Origin of the sequence: Neobacillus drentensis (assembly GCF_036965245.1) — a bacterium.
In the GTDB taxonomy this organism is placed as follows: Bacteria; Bacillota; Bacilli; order Bacillales; family Cytobacillaceae; genus Neobacillus; species Neobacillus drentensis_G.
Genome location: NZ_JBALPG010000100.1, coordinates 1 through 16,979, shown reverse-complemented (window position 1 = coordinate 16,979; position 16,979 = coordinate 1). Strand labels below are relative to the sequence as shown.

The following is a 16,979-nucleotide window of genomic DNA, read 5'->3' as shown; positions in this document are numbered from 1 at the left end:
TGCAGAAGCCTTCTTCATTTTTTATACTAATTGATTTTCAGCGTCGATAATACCTAATTCACGCAGCTTATCATTTGGTACAAGACCATCTTTCCAGCCGCGTACTTGATAATATTCTTCGAGCATAATATCCATACGGCTTACATGTCCGGTACTGTTTCCAGATGCAGGTTCTTTTGTAAAGCGCTCTGGAAGGAAATCATCTTCGCGTCTATTAAATCCAGCTAGGTTATTATAATAACGCTCTAAGTTATAAATTCTTTCTCCAGCCCTCATCACGTCATCAGCAGTCATTGGGACGCCCGTCATCGCACTATATTGCTCAGCATAATGCTCGGCATTTTCGGAGAAGGAAGAGAACTTACAAATATTCATAGAATCAGAGAATGCCAGCATATCTTGGAATATTTTTAATAGTTCACCTTTACCTTCTGGTTTCAGGCGATCTGTTGGTTCTGGAATACCGGCAATTTCACTTGCAACTGTATAGCCGCGCAGGTGGCAGGCCCCACGGTTACTTGTTGCATAGCCAAGTCCGATACCTTGAATTCCACGTGGGTCATAGGCTGGAATCGACTGACCTTTAACAGACATTGAAAGTTCAGGTGCACCCCAAGAGGCAGCTGCACGTGCAGGTCCTTCAGCAAGTACCCCGCCGAAGCCTTCACGGTAAGCAATTTTTCTCGTCAATTCTATCATGGAATCGGCGTCGCCCCAGATCAGTTCTTCAGAAATGATGCCTTTTTCATAAGCCTCCATCGTTACAGAGAAGGCGTGCCCTAGTTCAATTGTATCAAGACCATACTCATTGCATCGGTCTATCATAAAAGAAATCGCTTCAGCATCACTTAATAGACAATTTGAGCCAAGGGACCATGCGGATTCAAACTCAATGCTTTCCACCCGTGTCTTGTATTTGCCATCCTTAACTTCAATTTCTATTTTACAGCCAACGGGGCACGCATGGCAGGTGTTGTTAGCAACTCGTAAATGCGAATTAACATATTCACCGCTGTGCTTTTCCGCTTCATCCCAATGAGTGAGTTGTGAGTTTTTAGTTGGCAATGCTCCAACCTCGTTAATTAGGTTTGTTAACACGTTTGTTCCATAAACGGATAATCCGCCTTTATTTGGTGCGGTTAAGCCGCCTTCGAGAATCGCTTTAACTGCCTTTTTGTTGGCTTCTTTATATTCACCATCTAATTTAGCTACAGGCATATTCCCCTTTTGGGCTGCTTTGATGACAATTGCCTTTAATTTTTTATATCCTGCAACTGCGGCTGTACCACCGCGGCCTGCTGCACGGTCATGTTCATTAATAAACGAAGCGAAACGAACAGTGTTTTCGCCAGCTTGACCAATCGTCATGACGCTTAAATCTTCTTCACCGTATTGCTCTTTCATTTCCTTAATAAATGCTCTAGTGCTCGTTCCCCACAAATTTGAAGCATCGAGAAGTTCTGCTTTACCGTCCGCAATATAAAGATAAACCGGCTTGTCGCTTTTTCCTGAGAAAATAAGATTATCGATTCCTGCCCATTTTAGACGAGCAGCAGTCCATCCACCAATGTGGGAGTCGGTAACAGTTCCTGTAAGTGGAGATTTTGTGACTACACAAAGACGTCCACTCATAGAAGACCGTGAGCCTGTGACAGGACCGGTCATAAAACATAAAATGTTTTCTGGAGATAATGGCTCAACTTCAGGACCATTATCTAACACATACTTAACCCCAAGGCCGCGTCCGCCAATGTACTTTTTCGCATCGTTTTCATTAATGGTTCTGTAATTAATTGTTCCGGTTGTTAAATCAATTAGTACTTCATTATTTTTAAAACCGCCAAGATTCATAGGATTTCCCCTCTTTCCTATTATTATTAATTAATACTAATCTCTTATTCTATTTGATATAAAACAGAGAAATTCCACAACTTAGTTATTTACCCAATATTTATTATACACTTTTTGTAATATTTTTAAAATTAAATTTCTTGTCACAAGAAAAGGATGATAATTTGGTAAGATAATAGTGTATCCATTACGAACTATTATTAAAAGTTAAGATAGAAAAGAGGAAATTTATGAATAACTTAGAACGGTATTCAAGACAAATCCTTTTTCAAGCGATTGGGGAAGATGGACAACGGAAATTGCTGAAGAGCCGCGTTGTTGTTGTCGGAGCAGGAGCACTTGGTACCGTGATAGCTAACCATCTTGTCCGCTCCGGTGTCGGCACCATAAGGCTGATTGATAGGGACCTGGTAGAACTGTCAAATCTGCAGCGGCAAACGCTTTTTGATGAAGAAGATGCCATATTACATCTTCCTAAGGCCGTTGCTGCACAAAATAGACTAAATAAAATTAATTCGAGCGTGACAGTTGAGGCTGTAATCGCGGATTTGAATCTTGAAAATGCTGAAGAATTATTATCAGGGTTTGATGTAATTGTGGATGGTACAGACAACTTTATGACGCGTTTCTTAATTAATGATGTTGCTGTAAAGTTTGAAACCCCGTGGGTTCACGGAGCAGCTGTAAGCTCGCGAGGGATGTTTGCGGTCATTAAACCAGGGGTAACCCCTTGCTACCGTTGTCTTTTTCCACAGGTCCCAACTGGTACCGGTGAAACATGCGATACGGTTGGTGTTTTGTCCCCCTTAACGGATATTATCGGCTCTTTTCAAGCAATGGAAACGATAAAGCTATTGGTGGGGGCAGAAACCACCCCTAATCTGGAACAAATCGATGTTTGGGATGTTACCTCGATGCAAATGGATATTTCACAGGGGAGAAATCCCAATTGCCCTGCGTGCGCGAAGAGTCAATTTGAATTTCTAGATCGGTCCTCCGGAAAACAGATAGTGTATACGACCCTATGCGGCCGGGATACAGTTCAAATCAATCCAAGGAAAAAGAGCGAGCTGGATTTAAAAAAAGCAGTTGAGATCCTTAGAAAGAGCGGAAGGGTCTTGGAAAATGAATTTTTACTTCGCTTTTCACCAGAAGAGGACATATCCATTGTTGTATTTAAAGATTCCCGCGTACTCATCCATGGTACAAATGATGTTGTAAGAGCAAAAATGCTCTATTCCAAATACATCGGGAACTAAATCATGCACCAATAGAAAAAGGTGTGGGGACCCCACACCTTTTTCTAAAAAAATAAGAAAGCATAGATTTCGACTTTGAAAATTGTCCAGTTCGTCGCTTGCGCCTTTCTTATGAGATCATTTTTTCTATGATTAGTCGTTTGCCGGTATTTAAGGTGAATTCAAACCGATCATTAACCTTTTCGTAATAACAAAAATGATGCTGTACATTACAAATCTGTTCTTGATTGTCAAATACCATAAAATTTACACCGTCTTTTCGATGTTCATCCGATAAGAAGGATAAATGGTTATAACAATAGATGCAATCGTAAATTGAAAAGTTTAATGAATTTAATGTCGTAATAAATTGGAAAAAGGCATCATCGTTAACTCCATCTAATAGTCTTTCTAGCGAGAAAATTAAATGTTTCCTTATTCTAATTGTATCGTGATCTCGAAGCATAATCGCTTCCTTCCCACAAAAAATCTTTCCTGGTTCATTTAATATTCCTTTTTTCCATCGGTTCAAACGGAAGATTTCAATTTCTTGATGAACAAAATCATCTAACATCGTAGCTTCTTCGGTCTCCTCATCGAAGAATATCCATTGATTGTTTATTTGTTCCACTGTACCTTCATTATATGCTCGTTGTTGAAAATCATATAGTTTTAGTCGTTGTTGTCGATTCATCGTCTACCTCCGTACACAGTTGCTTTCATCATTCTTTTTAGACATCTTCCTGATATTTTATAACCTTGAAATTTTTAAAAATATAAGTATAAGATTTCTTAGCTTTATAACATAGCCTTACATTTGTGCAAATGTGTTTCTTATATGGGACAATTAACCATTTAAACTGGGCTGAATACAATAGAGCATGCATCAAATGTACATTAATTTGATTGAAAGGGAGTGAGATGTCAATGTGCGGAATCTCGGGGTGGGTTGATTTTGAACATCCTATAAGAAACGAAACAGAAACACTAAATAAAATGGTGAATACTTTGGCGAAAAGGGGCCCAGATGAAACCAACATCTGGTTAGATACACATGTTGGTTTTGGTCATAAACGGCTAATTGTTGTCGACCCTGAAGGGGGAAGGCAGCCCATGACCAAGCAAAAAGAAGGTTATAATTACACCATTTGCTACAACGGGGAATTATATAACACTGAAGATATCCGCAAAATACTCCATACTAAAGGATATTCCTTTAGTGGTCATTCTGATACAGAAGTCCTGTTAACTGCCTATATAGAATGGGCAGAGGAGTGCGTTAATTATTTAAATGGTATCTACGCATTTGCCATTTGGGATTGTAAAAGAGAACAACTCTTTATTGGACGAGATCGTCTTGGGGTGAAACCACTATTTTTTACAGAGTACAAGAAAGGACTTATCTTTGCTTCGGAGTTGAAGGCAATTCTTGCCCATCCGGAAATCAGGACAGAAATTGATCAAAAGGGACTTGCAGAAATTTTTGGGGCAGGGCCGTCAAGGGCTCCGGGGTCAGGTGTATTTAAAGGAATGAAAGAGCTTAGACCCGCCCATGCCCTCACCTTCTCAAAAAATGGTTTGAAGGTTTGGCGCTATTGGAATGTCAAAAGTGAAGAACATAAGGAGAGTGTGGAAGAAACAGCAGAAAAGGTGCGTTATTTAGTAACTGATGCTGTAACGAGACAGCTTGTTTCTGATGTACCATTATGTACCTTCTTATCAGGTGGGCTTGATTCCAGTATTATCACGGCCATAGCTGCAAAGGGTTTCGATGAACAGGGAAAAGGGCAGCTTCATACTTATTCAATTGATTATGAAGGAAATGACCAATATTTTGCTTCGAATGAATTCCAGCCGGATGCTGACGAGAGATTCATTCAAATGATAATAGATGAATTTAAAACCCAACATGATAACAAAACCATATCTCAACAACAGCTTGTAAATGATTTGATAGAAGCAACACATGTCAGAGATTTTCCTGGAATGGCAGATGTGGATTCCTCGTTACTATGGTTTTGTAAAGAAATTAAAAAGGACTTCGTTGTCAGCCTTTCAGGAGAATGCGCTGATGAAATTTTTGGCGGGTACCCATGGTTTCACCGTAAGCAAGATCTTGACCGGCCGGGTTTTCCGTGGATGCGATCTGTCGATGAACGGCAAAGTTTATTAAAATCGCATTGGCAGAAAAAATTAAAGTTAAAAGATTATAGCGTGGAACAATATGCCCTAGCAATTGCTGAAACGCCTAAATTGGAAGGGGAAAGTTTAGCAGAGGCGAAGCGAAGAGAATTATTTTATATAAATATGACTTGGTTCATGACGACATTGCTTGATCGAAAAGATCGAATGAGTATGGGGGCAAGTCTCGAAGTTAGGGTCCCATTTGCTGATCACCGTCTTGTGGAATACGTATGGAATATTCCCTGGGAGATGAAGATGTATCGAGGAAGGGAAAAAGGAATTCTTCGTAAAGCTTTTGAGGGGATCATCCCTGAGCAGGTTCTTTACCGAAAGAAAAGCCCTTATCCAAAAACACATAATCCGGAATATACATTGGCCATCCAAAAATGGATGGAGACAATTATACAAGATAAGTCCTCGATATTACATGAATTTTTTCAAAAGGAACGGTTAGAAAGGATCGTAGAGTCTGGAGGAAATTCCTTTAAGGAGCCATGGTTTGGCCAGCTGATGTCAGGACCTCAATTATTGGCCTATCTTGTGCAGCTTCACACATGGTTTGAGGATTACACTATTAACATAGTGGATTAGATTCAAAACAACAATAGGATGGTACGATTTTATTATTAATTTCCAGATAATATTTGGAATAAAAACCTTATTAGATTAAAATAAGTATTGGGAAGAGGGACTTACCTCTTCCTTTTTTAGAGGAGGATGGTTATGAAAAAAATTACAGTCTTTTTAATTACGTTTTTACTATTATCAGCACTTCCTGTACAAGCTGCTGTAGAAAAGAAAGATAGGCAGTGGCAGGATGAATCCGTGTATTCTATTATGATTGACCGCTTCAACAATGGGGATACAAAAAATGATATCGATGCGAATGCAAAAGATCCCTATATCTATAATGGCGGTGATTTTCAAGGAATTATTGACAAATTAGATTACATACAAGATATGGGGTTTACAGCCATTCGTTTAACTCCAATCTTTGATAATGCTAAAAATGGGTATCACGGCTATTGGGTGAATGACTTTTATAAAGTGGACGAGCATTTTGGATCCATTAAAACGTTCCAAAAGCTTGTAAAAGAAGCTCATAAGCGAAAAATGAAAGTGATAATTGATTTTGTCACTAATAACACTGCAGCCAACCACCCTTGGGTAAATGATCCAAGCAAACAGGAATGGTTTCATAAAAAACAGGATATCAATGATTGGAATAATCAGGAGCAGGTTGAAAATGGCTGGGTCGATGGATTGCCTGACTTAAATCAGGACAACCCTGAAGTTAAAAAATACTTAATTAATGCTGCAAAATGGTGGATTAAGGAAACAGATGTGGATGGATATAGTCTGCCAGAGGTCAATCATGTTCCACTAAGCTTTTGGAATGATTTTTCAACGGAGATAAAGAAAGAGAAAAAGGACTTTTTTCTCTTAGGCGTTATGTCAGAAAAAACGGCTATTGACTTGAATAAATATCATAAAGCGGGAATTGATAGCTTATTTGATTACACCCAAAGTGAGAAATTAAGAAAGGCTTTTGAAACGACAAATCAACCTTTTAGTCCTCTTAACCCTGCTTTTGAAAGTACTCAAAAACCATCCGGGTTAACGGCGAATTTTTTTGATAATGAGTATACGGTAAGATTTACCAAAGATATTGTGGATCAGAGACAGTTCCCAGGTTCTCGGTGGAAAACGGCACTAACCTACGTTTATACGACTCCAGGAATTCCTATTTTTTATTATGGGACTGAAATTGCATTAATTGGAGGAGAAATTCCGGATAACCGTCGGCAAATGAATTTTCGTACGGAAAAAGAGCTAATTGACTATATTACCAAGCTTGCCGAGCAGCGAAACCAGCTTCCTTCCTTAACAAGAGGAACAATGGAAGTGCTTTATGATAAAGGCGGAATGGTGGTTTATAAACGTGTCTATAAAGGGGAAACATCGGTTGTTGCGATAAACAATTCGACTAAATCACAAAAAGTTATTTTAACAGACGAGCAGTTAGCGGATGGCAAGGAGCTTCGTGGTTTACTCGGAGGAGATCTTGTACGTAGTCGAGACCATCAATATATTCTTATCACTGACCGTGATAATTCTGAGATATATGTATTGACAGAAAAAAGTGGAATAAATATTTCACACATTGCTTCGTTAATCACTGTTCTCATCTTGGTGTTTATCTTCCTTTTCTTGATCATTAAGAGAAGTAAAAATAAAGTGATAGAATAATACAGCGCATCGGCGGAGGTTCTGCCGATGCGTTGTTTTTACCCATTAACAATTGTCCCGCCATTTACGTGGATCATTTGACCGCTAACATATGTAGAGTCATCCGATGCTAAGAAAACATAGGCAGGTGCAAGTTCAAACGGCTGTCCGGCTCTTCCCATTGGGGTAGTTGATCCGAAAGTAGCTACCTTATCAGCGGTAAATGTCGATGGGATTAACGGAGTCCAAATAGGTCCCGGTGCTACACCATTAACTCGAATTTCCTGTAGTGTGAGTGATTTTGCCAACGAACGTGTAAAGGAAACAATTGCTCCTTTTGATGCCGAGTAATCAAGTAATTGTTCATTACCTTCGTAAGCTGTAATTGAAGCGGTATTAATAATGGCAGCTCCTTTCTTTAAATAAGGCAGGGCCATTTTTGTCATATAAAAATAGGAGAAAATATTGGTTCGAAATGTTTTTTCCAGCTGAGCGGTTGTAATATTCAGTAGACTTTGCTGTGGATGCTGCTCAGCTGCATTGTTTACAAGGATATCAAGCTTACTAAATTGATTAATGGTTTTATGAACAATCTCCTTACAAAAGTCTTCATTTCCGATATCACCCGCAAAAAGGAGACAGCTGCGTCCTTCGGCTTCAATAAGCTTCTTTGTTTCCTCGGCATCTTGATCTTCCTCTAAATATACAAGTGCAACATCCGCACCCTCTTTGGCAAAATAAATAGCAACTGATTTTCCAATTCCGCTATCGCCACCCGTAATAATGGCCGTTTTACCAGTTAATTTTCCCCCAGCCCTATAATTGGGGTCAACAGAAATTGGAAGAGGATTCATTTCATGTTCCACTCCTGGCTGATGGTTCTGATGCTGTGGTGGGAATGTCAACTTATGTTGCGTTTGATTGTTGCTCATTTACTAAAACCTCCGTGAATTTATTCTTTTATTAGTTTTAGATAAATGAGTCAAATTATAAATAAAAAAGGCAATAAGGATTATCATCCTTATGCCTTGGATATCATCGATAATTGATGAATTGAACATCAATACTAAGATCTGCTTCACGTATCAAAGAGATAATTTTTTGCAAATCATCTCGGTTCTTACCGCTGACACGGACTTGATCGTCTTGTACCTGACTTTTCACTTTTACACCACTATTTTTAATAATCGTATTAATTTTTTTGGCATTATCTTTATCGATCCCTTGGGCAAGTTTAGCTCTTTGACGAACTGTGCCTCCTGATGCTTTTTCAATTTTTCCATAATCAAGATTTTTAACGGGAACGCCTCTTTTGAATAATTTGCCAAACAATACATCCTTTAATTGATCCAATTTATATTCGTCATCAGAGATGAGGACAAGTTCCTCTTTATCAAGTGAAACTTCACTTTTACTTCCTTTAAAATCGTAGCGTGTTCCAATTTCTTTCATAGTTTGCGTAATCGCATTAGTGACTTCAGAAAAGTCAACTTTGGATACAATATCAAATGAGCTATCTTTCGACATACCATTACCTCCTATTTTTTGTTATTAGTAGGGTACGTTCCCCTGCTGAAGTTTCCCTTTATGGCTATATTATAGTAAAATATAGCAGTTCAAACAAGAAGAGAAAGCGGAAGCGCCTTCGGAACAAGCACAGCTTTTTCCTGCGGAGATCACTCGAAGAAGCTTTCCTTAGTGTTAAGGGGCTTATGACCCAATCTTCTAGTGCTGAAGCTAGACAGTAATCAATTATAAAAAAAGCTTTTAAAAATTTTTGGGAAAATCTCCGAAAAAAGAAAAGGGGAGTTATATATGTCACTTAAAGAACTTATAGGTCAAACAACGACTCTTACAGTTGCACGAAAAGCTGATTTTGGCTATTTTTTAACAGATGGAAATGAAGATGTTTTGCTTCATATTAATCAAGCACAACAAGAATTATCCGAAGGTGATCAAATCGAAGTCTTCTTATATGTGGATTCACAAGGGAGAATCTCCGCTTCGATGACTATACCAGAAATTTCTGTAGGAAGTTATGGATGGGTCAAGGTTACTGATGCGAACCCGAAAATAGGCGTCTTTTTAAATATTGGTCTGCCGAAAGATATTTTGTTGGGTGCAGATGATCTTCCTGCCCATCAATCAGTTTGGCCGAATCCAGGGGATTTAGTATATATTACTTTAAGAGTAAATCGCAATAATCTTATTTATGCGAAGCTGGCGAGTGATCAAGTTATTCAATCAATTTCAGTCAAAGCAACTAGAAAAGATTTTAACAAAAATGTACAAGGACATATTTACCGGACAGCGAAGGTGGGAAGCTGGGTTTATACGATTGAAGGCTATAAAGGATTTATTCATGAATCACAGCGCGGGAAAGAGCCCCGTTTAGGCGAAAAAATAGAAGGTCGGGTTATTGACGTCAAGGAAGATGGAACGATAAACGTTTCCTTGCTTGCAAGAAAAGAGGAATCACAAGATCTGGATGCAGCTAGAATTTACGAGTATTTAATGAGTAGAAATGGCGCGATGCCGTATAACGATAAAAGTATGCCCGAAGATATTCAAGAACGGTTTGCCTTAAGTAAAGGCGGATTTAAACGTGCTCTCGGAAAGCTTATGAAAGAGGGTAAAGTATATCAAGAAGGCAGCTGGACTTATGCGAAAAAAGATTAACGAATTTGTTACATACTCTTTTTCTTTATGATTACAATAAAGATTGCAAGGAATATTGAAAGGAGTACAAATATGCCGCACACTACTGATAATGATAAAAAAGCAAAAGACAATAATGCTCTTCACCACGAAAAGAATATGATGCGTGAAAAAAATCGTCAGGCAGGGAAAAATCAATACTCAAAGAAAACAGATCATAAATAATAAGAGTGAGGTGCCTGACACCTCACTCTTTATTAATAATCATTTATGATGACAATTGGTTTAAAAAGAATATGGAAATAGTGCCCGGACCTGTATGAGCCCCAATAGCTGAGCCAATCGAAGAGATATAAATCTCTTTAGGATGAAACTCTTCTTCAATCATCGCTTTAACTTCCAGTGCTGATCCTTCATTATCAGCATGGCTGATCCCAATTACTTGCTCCTGTAAATTTGACCCACGTTCATTTATAATTTCGATTAACCGGCGGTATACTTTCTTTTTTCCTCTGATTTTCTCAATCGGAACGAGTTTCCCGTCTTCCATGTTTAAGATGGGCTTAATATTTAATAATCCACCCAAAAATGCGGAAGCTTTAGAAACCCTGCCGCCTTTTGCTAAATAATCTAAATCCTCAACTGTAAAAATATGCTCCATATGCTGGCTTCTAAACAGAACATCTTCTAAGATCTTTTCTTTTGCTGCATTATTTGAAGCGAGCCTAGCAGCTTCTTGAACGACAAGACCAAATCCTAGCGAAGCACATTTCGTATCCACAATCGTTAATTGAAAGTTTGGATATTTTTCCTTCACTTGGTCAAGAATCATAACAGCGGTTGAATATGTACCGGATAACTCAGAAGAAAAGGCAATGTAGATTCCATCTTCATTCTTTTCCGCCATTTCTGTAAAAACTTCCTCAAACAAAAGGGGAGAGGCTTGAGATGTTTTTGGAACAACACCACTGCGGATGGCATCATAGACAGTTTTCGGATCAATCGTTTTAACATCTTCATATTCTTGTTCATTAATTTCAACCTTTAAGGGAAATAAGTAAACATGCTTTTCTTCATAAAAACTTTTGGGTAAATCGCATGCGCTGTCAGCGAGTATCTTTACCGGCATGAAGCTCACCTGCTTTCACAACTTATATCTATAATTTCAGTTTATCGGTTTAGACTTAAAAATACAATTACCTAATTGGAGATTTAAAAGGAGGAATACAAATGATTTGGCTCCAAACGAAAAAAATATTTATTGTTATAGTCGGTGCATTATTAAATGCACTTGCCATGAATTTTTTTCTCATCCCAGCGAATGTTTATTCTAGCGGTTTTACCGGAATTGCACAATTACTTTCGAAGGTTATAAGTGATTATACACCAATTCATGTTTCGATGGGTTTTTTATTACTTGTGCTTAATATTCCGGTAGCAATACTCGGATGGAAAAAGGTAGGTAAATCTTTTACGTTTTATAGTTTTATAAGTGTTGTACTTTCGTCCTTATTTCTCACAATACTTCCAGTCTACAAATTCTCACATGATATTTTACTTAATGCTGTATTTGGTGGTGTTATTCAAGCAATTGGGGTTGGAATTACCTTAAAATGGGGAGCTTCTACTGGTGGTGTCGATATCATCGCTATGGTTTTATCGAGGATGAAGGACAAACCTGTAGGACCGTATATGTTTGTATTAAATGGAATCATCGTTATGACTGCTGGTTTTCTTTATGGTTGGGAGAAAGCACTTTATACACTCGTTACTTTATACACCTCGACAAGAGTGATTGATGCAATCCATACAACGCATGCAAAGCTGACAGCGATGATTATCACCAAAAAAGCCGAGGAGCTTAAAAAAGCAATTCATGCTTCACTTGTTAGAGGCATCACCATGATTCCTGCAAAAGGGGCATTTTCCAATGAAACAAAAGATATGCTGATGATTGTCATTACCCGCTATGAACTATATTATTTACAGCGAATCATTAAAGAAGTGGATCCCAAAGCCTTTACGAATATTGTCCAGACTACATCGGTCTATGGATTTTTTCGAAGAGATTAAAAAGAAAAGCGGAAGTGCCTTGATCAGCCCCGACAAGCATAAGACGAGCCGGTGAGAAGGTTGTTTTTTAACCTTCTTGCCGGATTGGCTTATGACCCCGAGGGGCTAGGCGCTGCAGCTAGACATGAAAGAAAAGCGGAAGCGCCTTTAAATTGCGCTTCCGCTTTTCTATTTACAGCTATTGAATCTGATCAAGCTCTTGTTGCATCTTTTGGAGCTGGGCTTGCTCTGCTATAGTCGAGTTTGCAAATGCAGAACTAAGTGCATTTTTTGCTTTTGCGACTGCAGGATCAAGATCATTTGGGTTAGCAGACTTCGCCATTTCCACAAATCTCCGTGCTTCCTGGAATAATTGGTTTCCCATGTTAAATTCCTCCAAGCGAGGAGTCATGCACATTGGCCATTTTCTGAGATTCCGCTTCAGCGTAGGTCATGTGATAAGGAATCCGTTCAGAATGCTTGTTAATGGAATCCTTGCCTTGCTGGACAAAGCGTTTCGATTTGTTTGATTTACCCATTCGAATCCCTCCAATATGCTAAAAAGCTCATATTGAAACAGCAGTGCTGCCTCAAAAAATAGTATGCTCTAAAAAGGGGGGTTCAATTAGGTAAACAATGGCGAAAACACGTGATTATTTTATCCCGCATTAACGGGCAGTATGACCAGGTTTCATTTAATATTTAACAAATCTGCTAAATATTCCCCGACGCCATCTTCTTCATTACTCAAGGTCACGTCATTGGCGATGTTCTTTACTTGTTCAATCGCATTTCCCATCGCGATCCCATGCCCAGCATATTCAAGCATTTCCAAATCATTATCCTCATCACCAAATGCAACAATCCTTTCAGCTGGTATTCCATAGTAATCAGCAGCCTTTTTCAAGCCTACAGCCTTGTTCAAACCAACCTTAATGATTTCGATAACATGCCATGGGGCCGCCCAGCTTCGTTGCTCGATCACTTCAGCATGAACCTGAGATAAATGGTTACGAATCTGTTTGAGATTATCTTCCTCTGTATGGATCAGCATACTTGTAGGTGAATCATTAAGAAAATTTTGAAGATCACCGGTGGTGATTTTTGGATTGCCATATCTAAAAATATCTAAAAGCTTTTCATCGTGGTAATGGAAATAAACATCGTCCATCACTTCGGCAATAATATTGTGAAAATGAAAGCTTCTGCATGCCTCTACAATGTCTTTGGCCACTTTAATATCAAGCGGCTCATGATAAAATCCCCAGCTAGACTGTCGTGGGTGGTGCATAAAGGCTCCGTTAAAATTAACAATCGGTGTGTCCAGTTCCAATTCACGATAATACATTTCACTGGAGCGATAAGGTCTTCCTGTGGCAATCATGACAATATGACCTTCCGCTCTTGCTTTTTGGATTATTTCCTTATTTTTTATGGAAATTGTTTTATCGTCTTTTAATAGTGTTCCATCTAAATCTAATGCGATTAAATGTTTCTCTGTCATATGGACTCCTTCTTATTTTGAATTTTCATTAATAAATAATAAATGCAATGCTTTAGGAAAAAATTTGTCTGCATGATACACTACATTTATGATAAGTTTGCATAATGAATGGAATTCTTTATTTCTATATTTACTATGTTAACAATTTTATATCTAAACTGTAAAAAAATTCACACCAAAAGCCATCAAACAACTATATACTTTTTATGTGTCTTTCGGAAGTGGATTTATTTACTCGCCTTTTGGAAATTGTAATAAAAACATTCCATGAAGTAAATACAAAAATAATAAGGAGTGAATCCATATGAATGAAGAATTAAAAGAAAATATTATGGGCGCATTAGAGTTAGTTATTGACCCTGAGTTAGGCGTAGACATTGTTAACTTGGGTTTAGTTTATAATGTTGAAATGGATGATGAGGGTATAGCTACGATCACAATGACGTTAACTGCAATGGGCTGTCCACTTGCTGGGGTAATAGTGGACCAAGTGAAAAGAGCTCTGGTTGACATCCCTGAGATAAAAGATACAGAAGTAAATATCGTTTGGAACCCGCCTTGGAATAAGGACATGATGTCACGCTATGCGAAAATTGCTTTAGGTATTCGCTAAGGAGGTAAAAAACATATGAAAAACAAAGTGATTTTAGTTAGTTCGAACCAACTGGGCAGGGGCGATCAAATACTTGGTGAGAATATTCTTGAAACATTTTTTACGATTTTGAAGCAAAAAGAAGAGCTTCCCGCAGCTGTTTTTTGTATGAACAACGGGGTATTAACGATGACAGAAGATTCATTTGTTTCCGTTCATTTAAAGGAATTGGAAGCGAAAGGTGTCGATATATTAGCATGTAAAACATGTGCTGATCATTATGAAGTAACAGAAAAATTGTCGGTTGGCAAAATTAGTGGAATGGGCGACTTTATTGATCTGGCAGCAAAATATGAGGTAGTAACCATTTCTTAAAAACAGCGGAGTTTCTGCTGTTTTTTTTCATACTTCACAAAAAATAACATATATAACTGTAGGTTGTGAGATAGTTCACTTTTTTCAAATATAATCACCTTTATAATACAGAGTATTAAGGAAGATTGAGTTTGAAATAATTGTTTTTTAGGAGGCGTTTCATTTGTCTTTTAATCGAGATTTTAATAAAGATCCATTTATCGTGATATGGGAGCTGACACGTGCATGCCAATTAAAATGTCTGCATTGCCGTGCAGATGCACAATACACAAGGGATCCACGCGAACTATCTTTTAAAGAAGGCAAGAATCTAATTGATCAAATATATGATATGAATAACCCAATCCTCGTTTTTACCGGCGGAGATCCTTTAATGAGGGAAGATATCTTTGATATTGCTAAATATGCTGTGGAAAAGGGTGTACGGGTATCAATGACACCCAGTGCTACCCCAAATGTAACGAAAGAAGCAATTCAAAAAGCTAAAGAGGTTGGTCTTTCTCGCTGGGCGTTTAGTATTGACGGACCGACTGCAGAAATCCATGACCATTTCCGTGGAACGGCTGGTTCTTATGATCTGACAATGGAACGAATAAAATACTTACATGAGCTTGAAATTCCGATTCAGATTAATACCGTTATTTCTAGATATAATGTTAAATACCTCAATGAGATGGCAAAAATGGTAGAAGAATTGAATTGTGTACTTTGGAGCGTCTTTTTCCTTGTCCCAACTGGAAGAGGACAAGTGTCGGATATGATTTCTCCTGTTGAACATGAAAAGGTACTTAGATGGCTTTATGATCTTAGTAAACGGGTACCATTTGATATTAAAACGACAGAAGCTATGCATTACCGCCGTGTAGTTATTCAACAAAAAATGCGTGAAGCAAAAGCACAGACAGGTGAAATCGACTATTTAAGTGCCTTGACTGAAAAAGGGTTAACCGGTTCCATTGATGGTCTTGGACGTGCACCTAAAGGTGTGAATGATGGAAATGGCTTTGTGTTTATTTCCCATATTGGCGATGTTTATCCTAGTGGTCTTTTACCAGTTAAGGCTGGAAATGTTCGTGAAACATCGTTAGCGGAAATTTACCGTGAATCACCAATCTTCAAAGCTTTAAGAAATCCTGATGAATTTAAGGGTAAATGTGGTGTGTGTGAATTCCGTTTTGTTTGCGGCGGTTCAAGGTCAAGAGCCTATGCCATGACAGGTGATTATCTTGAAAGTGAACCATTCTGCGTCTACATTCCAAAAGCCTTAAGAGAGAAGCAGGCACATTAAGAAAAAAACTAGCATAAAAACAAGGCTGTCTTCTAAGTGTAAGACAGCCTTGAAAAAATGACAGATGAATCGGTCTTATTCTATATTACAGTAAATTGCTGAGCAATTTTCACAGCCGATTTCATCCTTTAAATATTGGAGATCCAAAATCGAAATTTTCCCTTTTTTAATATTAATAATCTTATCCCGCTTTAGCTCACTGAGGATCCGATTTGTACTTTCACGAGAGGTACCACAGAAGTTTGCCAGTTCTTGATTGGTTAATGGCAGGTCAATTAAGATTTCATTGCCTTTTGGGATTCCATAGCTGTTGGACATCCGAATAAGCGTAGAAAATAAGGCGCCGCGTTTCCCATTTAAGACAAGATCGCGAAATTTTGTTTGCGTTTTGCGAAAATGATCACTCATCCATTTCATGAACTCGAAGGCAAGCTTACTATTTTGGAAAATTTCACTTTCAATTACATCTTTTTTTATCGCAGCAATTTCTCCTTCTTCAAGCACCTTAGCACTTAATAAATATCGTGGATTGTCTGTAAACAGCGTTAATTCACCACAAATATCATTATCGCTACAAATTCTTAACGATAGTTCACGGCCATCTGATGTAATTTTACTGATTTGAATTTTGCCAGAAATAATAATGTAAAGTTCCTCTGCTTCCATGCCTTCTTGAAATAGGTAGCTGCCTCTTTCACTTTTAAAATGTCGGTCAGCAAATCTAAGTAATTCTTTTATCTCAATGGAATGGGTTGGCTTCATTGTCGCCATCATTTAATTCACCTCTAGAACATTTCCTAACCCAGTCAATTTTTTCTATAAGTTAGGTTTCGTTATGTATATTTTATCTCAATAAAATGGAGTAAACAATGACAATACAGTGAAAACTTCAGCGGATTAAAAAAACAAAATGTAAAAATTATATTATAAAATGGATGTAATTAAATTTAAAGTGGATAATGATTTCCAAAATCAATCTTTTATTCATGTACAAACATCTGTTAAGAT

Annotated in this window: 18 protein-coding genes; 9 read left to right on the top strand and 9 right to left on the bottom strand. The window is 38.0% G+C overall.

Annotated elements, in window-relative coordinates; all coding sequences use genetic code 11:
• Positions 1 to 21: 21 nt before the first annotated feature.
• The gene (locus V7150_RS18925; RefSeq protein ID WP_335521418.1) at positions 22 to 1,851 is read right to left on the bottom strand and encodes an aldehyde ferredoxin oxidoreductase family protein; all 1,830 of its coding nucleotides are present in this window, start codon (positions 1,849 to 1,851) and stop codon (positions 22 to 24) included.
• A gap of 230 nt (positions 1,852 to 2,081) precedes the next feature.
• Between V7150_RS18925 and V7150_RS18920 the strand changes: the two genes are divergently transcribed.
• Positions 2,082 to 3,110 (top strand): ThiF family adenylyltransferase, encoded by a 1,029-nt coding sequence (locus tag V7150_RS18920; RefSeq protein WP_335521415.1) that lies wholly within the window; start codon positions 2,082 to 2,084, stop codon positions 3,108 to 3,110.
• Positions 3,111 to 3,219: 109 nt separating this feature from the next.
• On the opposite strand, the gene V7150_RS18915 is transcribed toward V7150_RS18920, so the two are convergent.
• Positions 3,220 to 3,783: a DUF2777 domain-containing protein gene (locus V7150_RS18915; protein WP_335521413.1), complete on the bottom strand. Its 564-nt coding sequence runs from the start codon at positions 3,781 to 3,783 to the stop codon at positions 3,220 to 3,222.
• Between the two features lie 233 nt (positions 3,784 to 4,016).
• On the opposite strand from V7150_RS18915, the gene asnB reads away from it, so the two are divergent.
• Positions 4,017 to 5,864 carry an asparagine synthase (glutamine-hydrolyzing) gene (asnB, locus tag V7150_RS18910; RefSeq protein WP_335521411.1) on the top strand — a complete coding sequence of 616 codons (1,848 nt, stop codon included), beginning with the start codon at positions 4,017 to 4,019 and terminating at the stop codon, positions 5,862 to 5,864.
• A gap of 132 nt (positions 5,865 to 5,996) precedes the next feature.
• Positions 5,997 to 7,523, top strand: coding sequence for an alpha-amylase family glycosyl hydrolase (locus tag V7150_RS18905; RefSeq protein WP_335521409.1), 1,527 nt, complete (start codon positions 5,997 to 5,999; stop codon positions 7,521 to 7,523).
• Positions 7,524 to 7,561: 38 nt separating this feature from the next.
• On the opposite strand, the gene V7150_RS18900 is transcribed toward V7150_RS18905, so the two are convergent.
• Both V7150_RS18900 and V7150_RS18895 read right to left on the bottom strand, forming a co-directional pair.
• Positions 7,562 to 8,434 (bottom strand): SDR family oxidoreductase, encoded by an 873-nt coding sequence (locus V7150_RS18900; protein WP_335521407.1) that lies wholly within the window; start codon positions 8,432 to 8,434, stop codon positions 7,562 to 7,564.
• A 103-nt stretch (positions 8,435 to 8,537) separates the two neighbouring features.
• On the bottom strand, positions 8,538 to 9,029 hold the full coding sequence (locus V7150_RS18895; RefSeq protein WP_335521406.1) for a YajQ family cyclic di-GMP-binding protein: 492 nt from the start codon (positions 9,027 to 9,029) through the stop codon (positions 8,538 to 8,540).
• A 288-nt stretch (positions 9,030 to 9,317) separates the two neighbouring features.
• On the opposite strand from V7150_RS18895, the gene V7150_RS18890 reads away from it, so the two are divergent.
• Both V7150_RS18890 and V7150_RS18885 read left to right on the top strand, forming a co-directional pair.
• A complete protein-coding gene (locus V7150_RS18890) occupies positions 9,318 to 10,181 on the top strand; it encodes a CvfB family protein (protein ID WP_335521404.1) in 864 nt (287 codons plus the stop codon).
• A gap of 72 nt (positions 10,182 to 10,253) precedes the next feature.
• Positions 10,254 to 10,385 carry a DUF3941 domain-containing protein gene (locus V7150_RS18885; protein ID WP_335521466.1) on the top strand — a complete coding sequence of 44 codons (132 nt, stop codon included), beginning with the start codon at positions 10,254 to 10,256 and terminating at the stop codon, positions 10,383 to 10,385.
• 43 nt (positions 10,386 to 10,428) lie between these two features.
• On the opposite strand, the gene V7150_RS18880 is transcribed toward V7150_RS18885, so the two are convergent.
• Positions 10,429 to 11,289 carry a DegV family protein gene (locus tag V7150_RS18880; protein ID WP_335521402.1) on the bottom strand — a complete coding sequence of 287 codons (861 nt, stop codon included), beginning with the start codon at positions 11,287 to 11,289 and terminating at the stop codon, positions 10,429 to 10,431.
• A 101-nt stretch (positions 11,290 to 11,390) separates the two neighbouring features.
• On the opposite strand from V7150_RS18880, the gene V7150_RS18875 reads away from it, so the two are divergent.
• The gene (locus V7150_RS18875) at positions 11,391 to 12,233 is read left to right on the top strand and encodes a YitT family protein (RefSeq protein WP_335521400.1); all 843 of its coding nucleotides are present in this window, start codon (positions 11,391 to 11,393) and stop codon (positions 12,231 to 12,233) included.
• 178 nt (positions 12,234 to 12,411) lie between these two features.
• Here V7150_RS18875 and V7150_RS18870 read toward each other — a convergent pair whose 3' ends face one another.
• The 3 genes from V7150_RS18870 to V7150_RS18860 all read right to left on the bottom strand — a co-directional run bounded on the left by V7150_RS18870 (position 12,412) and on the right by V7150_RS18860 (position 13,716).
• Entirely contained in the window at positions 12,412 to 12,597 is a 186-nt protein-coding gene (locus V7150_RS18870; protein ID WP_335521399.1) for a DUF3813 domain-containing protein, read from the bottom strand.
• Between the two features lies 1 nt (position 12,598).
• The gene (locus tag V7150_RS18865; protein ID WP_335521398.1) at positions 12,599 to 12,751 is read right to left on the bottom strand and encodes a hypothetical protein; all 153 of its coding nucleotides are present in this window, start codon (positions 12,749 to 12,751) and stop codon (positions 12,599 to 12,601) included.
• Positions 12,752 to 12,903: 152 nt separating this feature from the next.
• Entirely contained in the window at positions 12,904 to 13,716 is an 813-nt protein-coding gene (locus tag V7150_RS18860) for a Cof-type HAD-IIB family hydrolase (RefSeq protein ID WP_335521396.1), read from the bottom strand.
• Between the two features lie 304 nt (positions 13,717 to 14,020).
• Between V7150_RS18860 and V7150_RS18855 the strand changes: the two genes are divergently transcribed.
• The 3 genes from V7150_RS18855 to V7150_RS18845 all read left to right on the top strand — a co-directional run bounded on the left by V7150_RS18855 (position 14,021) and on the right by V7150_RS18845 (position 15,971).
• Entirely contained in the window at positions 14,021 to 14,329 is a 309-nt protein-coding gene (locus V7150_RS18855) for a metal-sulfur cluster assembly factor (protein ID WP_335521394.1), read from the top strand.
• 15 nt (positions 14,330 to 14,344) lie between these two features.
• The gene (locus V7150_RS18850) at positions 14,345 to 14,683 is read left to right on the top strand and encodes a DsrE family protein (RefSeq protein WP_335521392.1); all 339 of its coding nucleotides are present in this window, start codon (positions 14,345 to 14,347) and stop codon (positions 14,681 to 14,683) included.
• A gap of 163 nt (positions 14,684 to 14,846) precedes the next feature.
• The gene (locus V7150_RS18845; RefSeq protein WP_335521390.1) at positions 14,847 to 15,971 is read left to right on the top strand and encodes a TIGR04053 family radical SAM/SPASM domain-containing protein; all 1,125 of its coding nucleotides are present in this window, start codon (positions 14,847 to 14,849) and stop codon (positions 15,969 to 15,971) included.
• Positions 15,972 to 16,046: 75 nt separating this feature from the next.
• Here the strand turns inward: V7150_RS18845 and V7150_RS18840 are convergent, their stop codons facing one another.
• Positions 16,047 to 16,745: a Crp/Fnr family transcriptional regulator gene (locus tag V7150_RS18840; protein WP_335521388.1), complete on the bottom strand. Its 699-nt coding sequence runs from the start codon at positions 16,743 to 16,745 to the stop codon at positions 16,047 to 16,049.
• Positions 16,746 to 16,979 lie beyond the last annotated feature (234 nt).

Bases quoted from the DNA above. Each gene is read 5' to 3' on its own strand.
- V7150_RS18900 (WP_335521407.1), bottom strand. From the start codon at position 8,434: ATGAGCAACAATCAAACGCAACATAAGTTGACATTCCCACCACAGCAT.
- V7150_RS18875 (WP_335521400.1), top strand. From the start codon at position 11,391: ATGATTTGGCTCCAAACGAAAAAAATATTTATTGTTATAGTCGGTGCA.
- V7150_RS18880 (WP_335521402.1), bottom strand. From the start codon at position 11,289: ATGCCGGTAAAGATACTCGCTGACAGCGCATGCGATTTACCCAAAAGT.
- asnB (WP_335521411.1), top strand. From the start codon at position 4,017: ATGTGCGGAATCTCGGGGTGGGTTGATTTTGAACATCCTATAAGAAAC.
- V7150_RS18840 (WP_335521388.1), bottom strand. From the start codon at position 16,745: ATGATGGCGACAATGAAGCCAACCCATTCCATTGAGATAAAAGAATTA.
- V7150_RS18865 (WP_335521398.1), bottom strand. From the start codon at position 12,751: ATGGGTAAATCAAACAAATCGAAACGCTTTGTCCAGCAAGGCAAGGAT.
- V7150_RS18855 (WP_335521394.1), top strand. From the start codon at position 14,021: ATGAATGAAGAATTAAAAGAAAATATTATGGGCGCATTAGAGTTAGTT.
- V7150_RS18920 (WP_335521415.1), top strand. From the start codon at position 2,082: ATGAATAACTTAGAACGGTATTCAAGACAAATCCTTTTTCAAGCGATT.
- V7150_RS18925 (WP_335521418.1), bottom strand. From the start codon at position 1,851: ATGAATCTTGGCGGTTTTAAAAATAATGAAGTACTAATTGATTTAACA.
- V7150_RS18890 (WP_335521404.1), top strand. From the start codon at position 9,318: ATGTCACTTAAAGAACTTATAGGTCAAACAACGACTCTTACAGTTGCA.
- V7150_RS18850 (WP_335521392.1), top strand. From the start codon at position 14,345: ATGAAAAACAAAGTGATTTTAGTTAGTTCGAACCAACTGGGCAGGGGC.
- V7150_RS18870 (WP_335521399.1), bottom strand. From the start codon at position 12,597: ATGGGAAACCAATTATTCCAGGAAGCACGGAGATTTGTGGAAATGGCG.
- V7150_RS18885 (WP_335521466.1), top strand. From the start codon at position 10,254: ATGCCGCACACTACTGATAATGATAAAAAAGCAAAAGACAATAATGCT.
- V7150_RS18905 (WP_335521409.1), top strand. From the start codon at position 5,997: ATGAAAAAAATTACAGTCTTTTTAATTACGTTTTTACTATTATCAGCA.
- V7150_RS18860 (WP_335521396.1), bottom strand. From the start codon at position 13,716: ATGACAGAGAAACATTTAATCGCATTAGATTTAGATGGAACACTATTA.
- V7150_RS18915 (WP_335521413.1), bottom strand. From the start codon at position 3,783: ATGAATCGACAACAACGACTAAAACTATATGATTTTCAACAACGAGCA.
- V7150_RS18895 (WP_335521406.1), bottom strand. From the start codon at position 9,029: ATGTCGAAAGATAGCTCATTTGATATTGTATCCAAAGTTGACTTTTCT.